Genomic DNA, 13,795 nt, shown 5'->3' with positions numbered 1-13,795 from the left:
GGCGCGCCACCCTTGCAGGCGGTGAAGAACCTGGGGGAGCGGGCTTGCCCGGGAAAAGGCCGGTACAGGCATTTAGGCAACCTCAGCGACCACCCATGATCGCAATGTAGTCCTGGGTCCAGCGGCTGTAAGGCACGAACTTGCCCCCTTGGGCCTGCGGTGTTTTCCAGAAGGCAATCTTGTCGAAGTTGTCGAAGCCGTTGGTCTTGCAGCCCTCGGCCCCCAGCAGCTCGCTGCCGGTGCACGCCGCCGGCACAGCCGGCAACGAGCCGAACCAGGCCGCCACATCGCCTTGCACCTTAGGTTGCAACGACCAGTCCATCCACTTGTAGGCGCAATTGGGGTGCTTGGCCTCGGCGTGCAGCATGGTGGTGTCGGCCCAGCCGGTCGCGCCCTCCTTGGGAATGGTCGAGGCCACTGGCTGGTTCTCGGCCTTGAGGCCATTGACCATGTAGCCCCAGGAGCTGGAGGCAACCACGCCTTCGTTTTTCACATCGCTCATCTGGACCGTGGCGTCATGCCAATAGCGGTGGATCAGCGGTTGCTGCTGGCGCAGCAGTTCCAGCACGGCCTTGTATTGTGCCTCGTTCAGTTCGTACGGGTCCTTGATGCCCAGTTCAGGCCTGGCCGACTTCAGGTACAGCGCTGCATCGGCGATGTAGATCGGCCCGTCATAGGCTTGCACGCGGCCCTTGTTCGGCTTGCCGTCGGGCAGGTTCTGCGGCTCGAACACCACGCTCCAGCTGGTGGGCGCCTGCTTGAAGGTGTCGGTGTTGTACAGCAGCACGTTTGGCCCCCACTGGTACGGCGTGCCGTACACCTGCTTGTCGACCACATACCAGCTACCGTTCTGCAGGCGCGGGTCGATGCTCTTCCAGTTGGGGATCAGGGCAGTGTTGATCGGCTGTACGCGCTTGCCTGCAATCAGCCGCAGCGATGCATCGCCCGAGGCGGTGACCAGGTCATAGCCGCCCTTGGTCATCAGGCTGACCATCTCGTCCGAGGTGGCGGCCGTTTTCACGCTGACCTTGCAGCCGGTTTCCTTTTCGAAACCGGTCACCCAATCGTAGGCCTTGTCGCTTTCACCGCGTTCGATGTAACCGGGCCAGGCGACGATGTCCAGGCGCCCCTCGCCGTCCCCCAGGGCCTTGAGCGTTTCGGCGGCCTGCAGGCTGGCGCTGGCCAGCATGGCGCAGGTGGTGGCGCCGAGCAATGCGGTCTTGTGCACTGACATGGTGTTCCCTCTTCTTGGCGATCTTGTTCGGGCAGTCATGAGGCAAGCAGTGAAACAATCGTTATAAGCGTAGTGCGTGAGTGCGAGGTATTGGCGATATCGAGTCTAGTTGGCTTTTTGCCAGCTAACGCAACATCCTGAAGCAAATCCCTGCATGGCGTGTGCTCGGCCAAGCCTTACTCTGGCGTTTGAATCTTCTTACGTGGAGACACGCGAATGAATACCCGGGGCTTGCTTGATCAACTCCTTAAATCCGGCCAGCAGATGCTCGAAAAACAGGGGGGCACCAACAAGTCCGGCAGCGCTGGCGGTGGGCTTGGCGGGCTGTTGTCCGGTGCCGGTGGCGGCCTTTTGGGTGGGGGCGCCCTGGGCCTGCTGCTCGGTAGCAAGAAAGCCCGCAAGTACGGCGGCAAGGCCCTGACCTACGGCGGCCTGGCTGCGCTGGGTGTGCTGGCCTACAAAGCCTACGGCAACTGGCAGGCCAATCAGCAGGGGGCTGCAGCCGAACCGCAAACCGTCGACCGCCTGCCGCCGGCCCAGGCCGAGCAGCACAGCCAGGCGGTGCTGCGGGCGCTGGTAGCGGCGGCCAAGTCCGATGGCCATATCGACGAGCGCGAAAGGGCGCTGATCGAGGGTGAATTTACCCGCCTGGACAGCGACCGTGAACTGCAGCACTGGCTGCATGCCGAGCTGAACAAACCGCTGGACCCGGCCGAAGTGGCCCGCGCTGCGCAAACGCCGGAGATGGCTGCCGAGATGTACCTGGCCAGCGTGATGATGGTCGATCAGGAAAACTTCATGGAGCGTGCCTACCTGGACGAGCTGGCACGTCAGCTGCAACTGGACCCGGGCTTGCGCCAGGAGCTGGAAAGCCAGGTGCGGTTGGCTGCTGCGTAGTGGCAGTGCTTGCCACGCCGTATTCAGCGCCTGTGAGACCGAGCGCCGCCCGCGCGGCGCATCGCGAGCAAGCTCGCTCCTACATCTGTTTCGGGCCAGTTATTCCTGAGGCAGAGGTGCGCGGCCCCTTGGTGCCCACCTCGATATTGTGTGGAACAAACAAGGCGGTCTCGCGCGTGGGTGCAGGCAATACTGGCCTGAAACAGATGTAGGAGCGAGCTTGCTCGCGATGCGCCGCGCGGGCGGCGCTCGGTCTCACAGGCGCAAAATTCCTAACGCCAAGCACATCAAAACCCTAAGCCCTCTGGGCTATACTTCGGCGATTTTTCCCGCTCGTTGTGAATTCCTGAGGGCTGAATGTGAAGAACTGGACCTTGCGCCAACGGATCCTGGCAAGTTTCGCCGTGATCATCGCCATCATGCTGCTGATGATCGTGGCCGCCTACTCGCGGTTGGTGACTATCGAAACCGCCGAAGAGGCGGTGGGGACCGACAGCATTCCCGGCGTCTACTACAGCTCGATGATTCGCAGCGCCTGGGTTGACAGCTACGTCACCAGCCAGCAACTGGTGGGCCTGTCCAACCATCGTGAAATCACTCCGGCCGACCTGGAACTGTTCAGAAGCTTCGATAACCGGCTGAAGCAATACATGGCCAGCTACCAGGCCACCATCCAGGACAAAGACGACCAGGCCCGATTTGACAGCTTCGTGCAACTGGAAGAAAGCTACCTCAAAATCGTCAACCAGGTGCTGGATGCGTACGGTCAGCGCAACTACGACGAGGCCCAGCGGCTGATCACCGAGGTCCTCACTCCGGCCTGGAAGGATGGGCGCGAGCACCTGAATGAAGTGATCGAGAATAATCGGGCCTCTGCCGATGCCGCCACCAACGATATCGTCAACGCAGTCAACACGGCAAAGGGCAGCATGGTGGTCTCACTGCTGCTGGCAATCGTCGCTGCCGGCATCTGCGGCCTGTTGCTGCTGCGCGCTATCACAGCGCCCATGCAGCGTATCGTGCATGCCCTCGACAAGCTGCGTTCCGGTGACCTGAGCATGCGCCTGAGCCTGGATCGCAAGGACGAATTCGGTGCCATCGAAAGCGGCTTCAACGAAATGGCCGAGGCACTGGCCAACCTGGTGGCCCAGGCCCAACGCTCGTCGGTGCAGGTGACCACTTCGGTCACCGAAATTGCCGCCACCTCCAAGCAGCAGCAGGCCACCGCCACCGAGACGGCCGCCACCACCACCGAAATCGGCGCCACCTCGCGGGAAATCGCCGCGACTTCGCGGGACCTGGTGCGCACCATGACCGAAGTGACGACGGCTGCTGATCAGGCATCCAGTCTGGCAGGCTCCGGGCAGCAGGGCCTGGCACGCATGGAAGAGACCATGCACCAGGTGATGGGCGCTGCCGACCTGGTCAATGCCAAGCTCGGTATCCTCAACGAGAAGGCCAGCAACATCACCCAGATGGTGGTAACCATCGTCAAGGTTGCCGACCAGACCAATTTGCTGTCGCTCAACGCCGCCATCGAAGCGGAAAAGGCCGGTGAATATGGCCGCGGCTTTGCCGTGGTCGCGACCGAAGTGCGCCGCCTGGCCGACCAGACCGCCGTGGCCACCTACGACATCGAGCAAATGGTGCGCGAGATCCAGTCGGCAGTGTCGGCCGGTGTCATGGGGATGGACAAGTTCTCCGAAGAAGTGCGCCGCGGCATGTTCGAGGTGCAACAGGTGGGCGAGCAACTGAGCCAGATCATTCACCAGGTGCAGGCCTTGGCGCCGCGCGTATTGATGGTCAACGAAGGCATGCAGGCCCAGGCCACCGGTGCCGAGCAGATCAACCAGGCGCTGGCCCAGCTCAGCGATGCCAGCACCCAGACTGTCGAGTCGCTGCGCCAGGCCAGCTATGCCATCGACGAGCTGAGCCAGGTGGCCGCGGGCCTGCGTGGCGGCGTGTCGCGCTTCAAAGTCTGACCGCGATGAACGACTTGCAACTGCGCACCGCGCGGGCGGCGAACACCGAGGGGGCGTTGTACCTGCAGTTTCGCATCAGAGCGCAGCGTTTTGCCCTGAGCGTGCACGAGGTGATCGAAGTGTTGCCGCGTCAGCCGCTCAAGCCGATCGCCCAGGCACCTGCCTGGGTCGCGGGCATTCTCGCCCATCGTGGTCAGCTGGTTCCGGTCATCGACCTTGCCGCCTTGAGCTTTGGCCAGCCGGCGGTGCAACGCACCAGCACCCGCCTGGTGCTGGTGCACTACCGAGGCGGCCTGCAGCTTGGCCTGATCCTGGAGCAGGCCACCGAAACCCTGCGTTGCCAACCGGACGAGTTCCAGCCCTATGGGGTGGACACAGGCGATGCGCCTTATCTGGGCCCGGTGCGCCAGGATGCCCAAGGCCTGCTGCAGCGCATCGAAGTCAATGACCTGCTGCCCGACACCGTGCACGCATTGCTGTACACGCAAGACCCGACAGGGATGCCTACATGAACGAACAGCGTTTCTTCCGCTTCTTGCGCGAGCGTATTGGCCTGGACGTGGAGTCGGTGGGCGCGCCCATGGTCGAACGCGCGCTGCGCCAACGTTGCGTGGCTGCGGGCGCAATGGACCTGGACGATTACTGGCTGCGCCTGCAGCAATCGGCAGATGAGCAACAGGCGCTGATCGAAGCGGTGATCGTCCCGGAAACCTGGTTTTTCCGTTACCCCGAATCCTTCACTGCGCTGGCCAGCCTGGCCCATAAACGGCTGGCTCAACTGGCTGGCGCGCGCCCGCTGCGATTGCTCAGCCTGCCGTGCTCTACCGGCGAGGAGCCCTATTCGCTGGCCATGGCCTTGTTTGACGCCGGCATGGCGCCTGGGGCATTCCTTGTCGATGGAATGGACATCAGCCCAAGTTCGGTAGCCAAGGCCGGGCAGGCGGTATATGGGCGCAATGCGTTCCGGGGTAGCGAACTGGGCTTTCGCGAGCGCTACTTCGATGCTCTGGACGAAGGCCACCGCCTGCATGAGCGGGTACGCCAGCAAGTCAGCCTGCGGGTGGGCAATGTGCTTGACCCGGCGCTGGCCAGCCGCGACGGCCTGTATGACTTCGTGTTCTGTCGCAACCTGTTGATCTATTTCGACGTACCGACCCAACAGCGTGTGTTCGAAGTGCTCAAGCGCTTGCTGCATCCGCAGGGTGTGCTGTTCATCGGCCCGGCCGAAGGCAGCTTGCTGGCACGCATGGGCATGCGTCCATTGGGGATCGCCCAGTCGTTTGCCTATGTGCGTCACGAAGGCGACAGCGCTCCCTTGGCGGCGGCACCCGCCCAAACTGCCAAGCGTGCGTTCACGACGTTGCCCGCACCGGTTTATCCGCAGCCCAGTGTGCCGTTGCCTCGTTCGCTGCGTGTGCTGCCGGTGGCGGCCAGGCCAGCGCGAGCCCGCGAGCACAGCCACGAGGGGGCCAGCGAGTTGCTGGCCGGCATTGCCCGGCTGGCCAATGCCGGTGCCAGCGAGCAGGCCCGTAGCGAATGCCAACGCTACCTGAGCCAGTACCCGCCGTCGGCACAGGTGTACTACTGGCTGGGTTTGCTCAGTGATACCGAAGGCGATGCGCAGCAGGCGCTGAGCCACTATCGCAAGGCCCTGTACCTGGAACCACAGCACCCCGAGGCGCTGGTGCACCTGGCCGCCTTGCTGGCGGCCCAGGGTGACCTGGCCGGCGCTCGGCGCCTTCAGGAGCGCGCGGCGCGGGCTGGCCGGGAGTCTGAACGATGAACAGTGAATCCGCGATGCAATTGCTCGCCGAGGATGACGCGCACATCGACGACTGCTGGAACCGCATTGGCGTGCGCGGCGACAAGCATTGCCCACTGCTGGAGCGGCATGTTCATTGCCGCAATTGCGAGGTGTATGCCGCTGCGGCCACGCGTTTGCTCGACCGCTATGCGCTGGTGCAGGAGCACCAGGCTGCAGCGGTGCAGCCGGACGCGGAAAACACCGGTCGCTCGATGCTGCTGTTCCGTCTGGGCGAAGAGTGGCTGGCACTGGCTACCGCCTGCCTGGCCGAAATCGCCCCGTTACAGGCGGTGCATTCATTGCCGCACCAGCGCTCGCGGCTGCTGCACGGGGTTGCCAATGTACGCGGTGCGTTGGTGCCGTGCCTGTCCCTGGCTGACTTGCTCGGGGTGCAGGCCGGCTCCACCGAGCAACGCAGCGCACGGGCGATGCCACGTATGCTGATTCTGGCCGCCGAAGGCGGGCCGGTGGTGATGGCTGTCGAGGAAATCGACGGTATTCACCGGCTCGACCCGCAGTTGCTGGGCAGTGGCCGGGACGCCACACGCTTCACCGCCGCAGTCCTGCAGTGGCGCGGCCGCAGCGTGCGGGTTCTGGACGATCAACACTTACTGTCTGCCGTGCAGCGGAGCCTGTCATGACCCCAGAGCAAATGCGCGACGCATCGTTGCTCGAACTGTTCAGCCTGGAGGCCGAGGCGCAGACCCAAGTGCTCAATGCCGGCCTGATGGCACTGGAGCGCAACCCTACCCAGGCCGACCAGCTCGAGGCCTGCATGCGCGCTGCCCACTCGCTCAAGGGGGCTGCGCGCATTGTCGGGGTGGATGCTGGCGTCAGTGTCGCCCACGTGATGGAAGACTGCCTTGTGGCGGCCCAGGAAGGCCGACTGCGGCTGACCGCCGAGCATATTGACGCGCTGTTGCAAGGTACCGACCTGCTGATGCGTATTGCCACACCCGGTGATGCCGGGGCGCAGGCGACCTTGCCGGTGTTTCTTGCGCAAATGGCCAGCCTGCTCGACCCGGGCGCCTCTGCCATGCCTGTCGTGCCACCGGCGGCATCCGTGCCGCCGCTGGCAACCCTGCCGCCTGCCCCCATGGTAATGCCAGCCGAACCACCGGAACCAGAGCCCGAACCCGCCCTGCGGCGCAAGGCTGGCAAGCGCGCTGGCGAAGGTGCCGAGCGGGTACTGCGTGTCACCGCCGACCGCCTCAATAGCCTGCTTGACCTGTCCAGCAAGTCGCTGGTGGAAACCCAGCGGCTCAAGCCATATCTGGCTACCCTGCAGCGCCTAAAGCGCATGCACGGCCAGGGTATGCAGGCGCTTGACGGCTTGCGCATGCAGCTGGAAGACACGGGGCAGGGCAACGAGGTGCTCGAGGCCTTGGCACAGACCCAGCGCCTGCTGGCAGAGACCCAGCAGATTCTGCAGCAGCAGGCGGCCGACCTGGATGAGTTCGGCTGGCAGGCCAGCCAGCGTGCGCAGTTGTTGTATGACACTGCCCTGGCCTGCCGGATGCGGCCGTTTGCCGACGTGCTGACCGGGCAAAGCCGCATGGTCCGCGACCTGGGCCGTTCGCTGGGCAAGCCGGTGCGGCTGGTGGTGGAAGGGGAGAAGACCCAGGTCGACCGCGATGTGCTGGAAAAGCTCGAAGCACCGCTGACCCACCTGTTGCGCAATGCCGTCGACCACGGCATCGAATTGCCCGAGCGGCGCCTGCTGGCGGGCAAGCCGGACGAGGGGGTGATCCGCCTGCGGGCTTCGCACCAGGCGGGCATGCTCAGCCTGGAGCTGATCGACGATGGCGCCGGTATCGACCTGGAACGCCTGCGCAGCAGCATCGTCGAGCGTGCCCTGTCGCCCGCTGACACGGTGGCGCGGATGAGTGAAGCGGAGCTGCTGACGTTCCTGTTCCTGCCCGGTTTCAGCCTGCGTGACAAGGTTACCGAAGTGTCCGGGCGCGGTGTGGGGCTGGATGCGGTGCAGCACTTGATCCGCGAGCTGCGCGGCTCGATCGAGTTGACCCAGGTGGCAGGGCAGGGCTGTCGCTTCCATCTTCAGGTGCCGCTGACCCTGTCGGTCGTTCGCAGCCTGGTGGTCGAGGTGGGCGGTGAGGCTTACGCCTTCCCGCTGGCGCATATCGAACGCACGCTGGAAGTGACCGCCGAACAGATCGTGCAGATCGAAGGGCGCCAGCATTTCTGGCACGAAGGCCGGCATATTGGCCTGGTGGCGGCCAGCCAGTTGCTCAATCGCCCGGCTGGGCAAAGCGATGAAGCCAGCCTGCGGGTGGTGGTGATTCGTGAGCGCGAGCAGTTGTATGGCGTGGCCGTGGAGCGGCTGGTGGGGGAGCGGGTGCTGGTCGTGATGCCACTCGACCCACGCCTGGGGAAGGTGCAGGACATTTCCTCCGGCGCCTTGCTCGATGATGGCTCGGTGGTCCTGATCGTCGATGTCGAAGACTTGCTACGCTCGCTGGAAAAACTGCTCAGCACGGGCAGCCTGGAGCGCATCGAGCGCGGCAGCAGCGGAGCCCGTGGCGTAGTCCGCAAACGCATCCTGGTGGTCGACGACTCGCTGACCGTACGCGAACTGCAGCGCAAGCTGCTGGGCAACCGTGGCTACGACGTGGCGGTGGCGGTGGATGGCATGGACGGCTGGAACGCCCTGCGCAGTGAGGACTTCGACCTGTTGATCACCGACATCGACATGCCGCGCATGGACGGTATCGAGCTGGTTACCCTGGTGCGTCGCGACCAGCGCCTGCAGTCATTGCCGGTGATGGTGGTGTCCTATAAAGACCGTGAGGAAGACCGACGGCGTGGCCTGGACGCCGGCGCCGACTACTATTTGGCAAAGGCCAGTTTCCACGACGATGCGTTGCTGGATGCTGTTGTGGAACTGATCGGAGTTGCTCAGGGATGAAGATCGCCATCGTCAATGACATGCCCCTGGCCGTCGAAGCGTTGCGCCGGGCGGTCGCCCTGGAGCCCGCACACCAGGTCGTGTGGGTGGCCAGCAACGGTGCCGAGGCGGTGCAGCGTTGCACCGAGCAGTTACCGGACCTGATCCTCATGGACCTGATCATGCCGGTGATGGACGGTGTCGAGGCAACCCGGCGGATCATGGCCGAAACCCCGTGCGCCATTGTCATCGTCACGGTCGACCGTAAACAGAACGTCCACCGGGTATTCGAGGCCATGGGCCATGGCGCCCTCGATGTGGTCGACACCCCTGCGTTGGGCGCTGGCGATGCCCGCGAAGCGGCGGCGCCCTTGCTGCGCAAGATCCTCAATATCGGCTGGCTGGTCGGCCAGCAGCGTGCACCTGCCGCAAGGTCGGTGGCTGCACCGCTGCGCGAGGCTTCCCAGCGCCGCGGGTTGGTGGCAATCGGGTCTTCGGCGGGTGGCCCGGCAGCACTCGAAGTGCTGCTCAAGGGTTTGCCGGCAGCGTTTCCGGCGGCCATCGTGCTGGTCCAGCATGTGGACCAGGTGTTTGCCGCAGGCATGGCCGAATGGCTCAGCAGCGCAGCAGGCCTGCCGGTGCGCCTGGCCCGTGAAGGCGAACCGCCGCAGCCAGGGCAGGTACTCCTGGCCGGTACCAACCACCACATTCGCCTGCTACAGAATGGCCAACTGGCCTACACTGCCGAACCTGTGAATGAAATCTACCGGCCCTCGATCGATGTGTTCTTCGAGAGCGTGGCACGTTACTGGAATGGTGATGCAGTGGGCGTGCTGCTCACCGGCATGGGCCGCGACGGTGCCCAGGGCCTGAAGCTGATGCGTCAGCAGGGCTTTCTGACCATTGCCCAGGACCAGGCCAGCAGCGCGGTGTACGGCATGCCCAAGGCTGCTGCGGCTATTGATGCCGCCGTGGAAATCCGCCCGCTGGAACGCATTGCCGGGCGCTTGACTGAATTTTTCGCAAAATGACGAAATGTATTGAATCACGCCGCCAGGCCGGTAGTGATCGGGTGAACAATGATGAATGATTTACCGATCGAAGGTTTCGCGACCACCAACGAAAACTCGGCGATGGTGCTGCTGGTCGACGATCAGGCCATGATCGGCGAAGCGGTGCGGCGTGGCTTGGCCAATGAAGACAACATCGACTTCCACTTCTGTGCCGACCCGCACCAGGCGGTGGCCCAGGCCATGCGCATCAAGCCCACGGTCATTCTTCAAGACCTGATCATGCCTGGGCTGGACGGCTTGACCCTGGTGCGCGAGTACCGCAACAACCCGGTGACCCAGGACATCCCGATCATCGTCCTGTCGACCAAGGAAGACCCGCTGGTGAAGAGTGCGGCATTTGCCGCCGGGGCCAACGATTACCTGGTCAAGCTGCCTGACACCATCGAACTGGTGGCACGCATCCGTTATCACTCGCGCTCCTACCTGACCCTGCTGCAGCGCGACGAGGCCTACCGTGCCCTGCGCGTCAGCCAGCAGCAGCTGCTTGATTCCAACCTGATGCTGCAGCGGCTGATGAACTCCGATGGCCTGACCGGGCTGTCCAACCGTCGCCACTTTGACGAGTACCTGGAGCTGGAGTGGCGCCGGGCCATGCGTGAACAGCAGCAGTTGTCGTTGCTGATGATCGACGTGGATTACTTCAAAGTCTACAACGATAGCTTTGGCCATCTGGCCGGTGACGAGGCCTTGCGCCAGGTGGCCGAAGCCATCCGTAGCTCGTGCTCGCGGCCGACCGACCTGCCGGCGCGCTATGGCGGCGAAGAGTTTGCCCTGGTGCTGCCCAACACCTCGCCAGGCGGGGCGCGGCTGGTGGCCGAAAAACTGCGCCAGACCGTGCTGGGCCTTGGCATCCCGCATACTGCGCCGACGGCTGATACGTTCTTGACCGTGAGCATTGGCCTGGCCACCCAGACTCCGGCTATCGGCAGCCATTGCCGGCAGCTGATTTCGGCGGCCGATAAAGGTCTGTACCTGGCCAAGAACGGTGGGCGTAACCAAGTCGGCATCGCCTGAGCTCCTGGAGACGGCGCGGCCTGGGTGGGAGCGCAGGTTGCCCTATCGACATACGACCGCCCGGCGGGTCTGCCGCCATGCTGCGGACTCGGTTATACTCGCGGGCTTTTCACCGAATTCGCACGAGTAGCCCGCCCATGGAAATCCAACCGATCCTGAACACCATCAAGGACCTCACCGAGCGTTCCCAGTCAATTCGGGGGTATCTTTGACTACGATCACAAGCATGACCGCCTGATCGAAGTCAACCGCGAGCTGGAAGACCCCAACGTCTGGAACAAACCTGAGTACGCCCAGGCACTGGGCCGCGAGCGTGCCATGCTGGCCCAGGTCGTCGAGACCCTGGACAAGCTGTCCAACGGCCTGGGTGACTGCCAGGACCTGCTCGACATGGCCGTCGAAGAGAATGACGAAGGCGCTGTCGGCGACGTCGTGACCGAGCTGGAAAGCCTGGAAGAAAACCTGGCCCAGCTTGAGTTCCGTCGCATGTTCAGCGGCGAGATGGACATGAACAACGCCTACCTGGACATCCAGGCCGGTTCCGGTGGTACCGAAGCGCAGGACTGGGCCAACATCCTGCTGCGCATGTACCTGCGCTGGGCCGACAAGCGTGGTTTCGATGCCACCATCATCGAGCTTTCCGAAGGTGAAGTGGCCGGTATCAAAGGTGCAACCGTGCACATCAAGGGTGAATACGCCTTCGGCTGGCTGCGCACCGAAATCGGCGTGCACCGCCTGGTGCGCAAGAGCCCGTTCGACTCCGGTGCCCGTCGCCACACGTCGTTCTCGGCGGTGTTCGTATCGCCCGAGATCGACGACAAGGTCGAAATCGAGATCAACCCGTCCGACCTGCGCATCGACACCTACCGCTCCTCCGGTGCCGGTGGTCAGCACGTGAACACCACCGACTCGGCGGTCCGTATCACCCACGTACCGACCAATACCGTGGTGGCTTGCCAGAACGAACGTTCCCAGCACGCCAACAAGGACACCGCCATGAAAATGCTGCGGGCCAAGTTGTACGAACTGGAAATGCAGAAGCGCAATGCCGCCTCGCAGGCGCTGGAAGACAGCAAGTCGGACATCGGCTGGGGCCACCAGATCCGCTCTTACGTACTGGATGACTCGCGTATCAAGGACTTGCGTACCGGCGTCGAGCGTAGCGACTGCCAGAAAGTCCTGGACGGCGACCTTGACCAGTACCTGGAAGCGAGCCTCAAGCAGGGCCTGTAATTCGCACCCCCATGCCGCGCTACCTGGCCAGCCGCCGGTAGCGCGTGCCCTGCCCGGAACGGGCAACGAATACCTGATGGAAAGAATGACGACATGAGCGACCTCAAGACCGAATCGCAAGACCTGCAACAGGAAGAAAACGCCCTGATCGCCCTGCGCAAGGAAAAACTTGCCGCCGAGCGTGCCAAGGGCAATGCCTTCCCCAACGACTTCCGTCGCGACAGCTACTGCAACGACCTGCAGAAGCAATACGCGGACAAGACCAAGGAAGAGCTGGAAGCAGCCGCGATCCCGGTCAAGGTCGCCGGCCGCATCATGCTCAACCGTGGTTCGTTCATGGTTATCCAGGACATGACTGGCCGTATTCAGGTCTACGTCAACCGCAAGACCCTGCCGGAAGAAACCCTGGCCGCGGTCAAGACCTGGGACCTGGGCGACATCATCAGCGCCGAAGGCACCCTGGCCCGTTCCGGCAAGGGCGACCTGTACGTCGAAATGACCAACGTGCGCCTGCTGACCAAGTCGCTGCGCCCGCTGCCCGACAAGCACCACGGCCTGACCGACACCGAGCAGCGCTACCGCCAGCGCTACGTCGACCTGATGGTCAACGAAGAAACCCGCCACACCTTCCGTGTGCGTTCGCAGGTGATCTCGCACATCCGCAAGTTCCTCATCGAGCGTGACTTCCTCGAAGTCGAGACGCCGATGCTGCAGACCATCCCGGGCGGCGCCGCTGCCAAGCCGTTCGAAACCCACCACAATGCCCTGGACATGGCCATGTTCCTGCGTATCGCGCCGGAGCTGTACCTCAAGCGTCTGGTGGTTGGTGGTTTTGAGAAAGTGTTCGAGATCAACCGTAACTTCCGTAACGAAGGCGTTTCGACTCGTCACAACCCTGAATTCACCATGCTCGAGTTCTACCAGGCCTACGCCGACTACCGCGACAACATGGACCTCACCGAGGAACTGTTCCGCGAGCTGGCGCAACTGGTACTGGGCTCCACTGACGTACCGTACGGCGACAAGGTCTTCCACTTCGGCGAGCCGTTCGTGCGCCTGTCGGTGTTCGACTCGATCCTCAAGTACAACCCAGAGCTGACCGCCGCCGACCTGCAGGACGTCGACCGCGCCCGCGAGATTGCCAGGAAGGCCGGCGCCAAGGTGCTGGGCCATGAAGGCCTGGGCAAGCTGCAGGTGATGATTTTCGAAGAGCTGGTCGAGCACAAGCTGGAACAGCCGCACTTCATTACCGAGTACCCGTTCGAAGTGTCGCCGTTGGCCCGTCGCAACGACGACAACCCGGCCGTTACCGACCGTTTCGAGCTGTTCATCGGTGGCCGCGAAATCGCCAACGCCTACTCCGAGCTCAACGATGCCGAAGATCAGGCCGAGCGCTTCCTGGCCCAGGTGGCCGAGAAGGACGCGGGTGACGATGAAGCCATGCACTATGACGCCGACTTCGTTCGTGCGCTGGAGTACGGCATGCCGCCGACCGCCGGTGAAGGCATCGGCATCGACCGCCTGGTGATGCTGCTGACCAACTCGCCGTCGATCCGCGACGTCATCCTGTTCCCGCACATGCGTCCGCAGGCCTGAGTGAGCTGAACGAGCCGCCTTTCGAGGCGGCTTTTTCTTGCCTGAAGCTTTATGTTG

The 13,795-nt window shown here is 63.5% G+C and carries 11 protein-coding genes; 10 read left to right on the top strand and 1 reads right to left on the bottom strand.

Going from position 1 to position 13,795, the window contains the following annotated elements:
* Positions 1–82: 82 nt before the first annotated feature.
* Positions 83–1,234, bottom strand: a complete 1,152-nt coding sequence (gene ydcS / locus ACF8O8_RS05905; RefSeq protein WP_392509377.1) for a putative ABC transporter substrate-binding protein YdcS — start codon at positions 1,232–1,234, stop codon at positions 83–85.
* A gap of 216 nt (positions 1,235–1,450) precedes the next feature.
* Here ydcS and ACF8O8_RS05900 point away from each other — a divergent pair, with 216 nt between their 5' ends.
* The 10 genes from ACF8O8_RS05900 (at position 1,451) to lysS (ending at position 13,738) form a co-directional block, all read left to right on the top strand.
* Positions 1,451–2,131, top strand: coding sequence for a tellurite resistance TerB family protein (locus tag ACF8O8_RS05900; RefSeq protein WP_392509376.1), 681 nt, complete (start codon positions 1,451–1,453; stop codon positions 2,129–2,131).
* Positions 2,132–2,490: 359 nt separating this feature from the next.
* Positions 2,491–4,113: a methyl-accepting chemotaxis protein gene (locus ACF8O8_RS05895; protein ID WP_392509375.1), complete on the top strand. Its 1,623-nt coding sequence runs from the start codon at positions 2,491–2,493 to the stop codon at positions 4,111–4,113.
* 5 nt (positions 4,114–4,118) lie between these two features.
* Positions 4,119–4,625: a chemotaxis protein CheW gene (locus ACF8O8_RS05890; RefSeq protein WP_010952582.1), complete on the top strand. Its 507-nt coding sequence runs from the start codon at positions 4,119–4,121 to the stop codon at positions 4,623–4,625.
* The gene (locus ACF8O8_RS05885) at positions 4,622–5,896 is read left to right on the top strand and encodes a CheR family methyltransferase (RefSeq protein ID WP_392509374.1); all 1,275 of its coding nucleotides are present in this window, start codon (positions 4,622–4,624) and stop codon (positions 5,894–5,896) included. Before ACF8O8_RS05890 ends, ACF8O8_RS05885 begins: the two co-directional genes overlap by 4 nt.
* Positions 5,893–6,558, top strand: a complete 666-nt coding sequence (locus ACF8O8_RS05880) for a chemotaxis protein CheW (protein WP_392509373.1) — start codon at positions 5,893–5,895, stop codon at positions 6,556–6,558. The genes ACF8O8_RS05885 and ACF8O8_RS05880 overlap by 4 nt, the downstream gene beginning before the upstream one ends.
* Positions 6,555–8,843, top strand: coding sequence for a hybrid sensor histidine kinase/response regulator (locus ACF8O8_RS05875; RefSeq protein ID WP_350298651.1), 2,289 nt, complete (start codon positions 6,555–6,557; stop codon positions 8,841–8,843). Before ACF8O8_RS05880 ends, ACF8O8_RS05875 begins: the two co-directional genes overlap by 4 nt.
* Positions 8,840–9,853 (top strand): Wsp signal transduction system protein-glutamate methylesterase WspF, encoded by a 1,014-nt coding sequence (gene wspF, locus ACF8O8_RS05870; RefSeq protein ID WP_010952586.1) that lies wholly within the window; start codon positions 8,840–8,842, stop codon positions 9,851–9,853. The genes ACF8O8_RS05875 and wspF overlap by 4 nt, the downstream gene beginning before the upstream one ends.
* Before the next feature lie 51 nt (positions 9,854–9,904).
* Positions 9,905–10,909 (top strand): Wsp signal transduction system regulator diguanylate cyclase WspR, encoded by a 1,005-nt coding sequence (wspR, locus tag ACF8O8_RS05865; RefSeq protein ID WP_029615556.1) that lies wholly within the window; start codon positions 9,905–9,907, stop codon positions 10,907–10,909.
* 137 nt (positions 10,910–11,046) lie between these two features.
* Positions 11,047–12,142, top strand: a protein-coding gene (gene prfB / locus ACF8O8_RS05860; RefSeq protein ID WP_061405587.1) for a peptide chain release factor 2 whose coding sequence is annotated in 2 segments (ribosomal slippage) — positions 11,047–11,118 and positions 11,120–12,142 — 1,095 coding nt in all. Because the reading frame shifts where the segments join, the coding sequence is not laid out codon by codon here.
* A gap of 93 nt (positions 12,143–12,235) precedes the next feature.
* The gene (lysS, locus tag ACF8O8_RS05855) at positions 12,236–13,738 is read left to right on the top strand and encodes a lysine--tRNA ligase (RefSeq protein WP_010952588.1); all 1,503 of its coding nucleotides are present in this window, start codon (positions 12,236–12,238) and stop codon (positions 13,736–13,738) included.
* Positions 13,739–13,795 lie beyond the last annotated feature (57 nt).

The sequence above is a fragment of the Pseudomonas sp. TYF_14 genome, assembly GCF_043105275.1.
GTDB lineage: Bacteria > Pseudomonadota > Gammaproteobacteria > Pseudomonadales > Pseudomonadaceae > Aquipseudomonas > Aquipseudomonas alloputida.
This window is presented reverse-complemented; position numbering and strand designations above follow the sequence as displayed.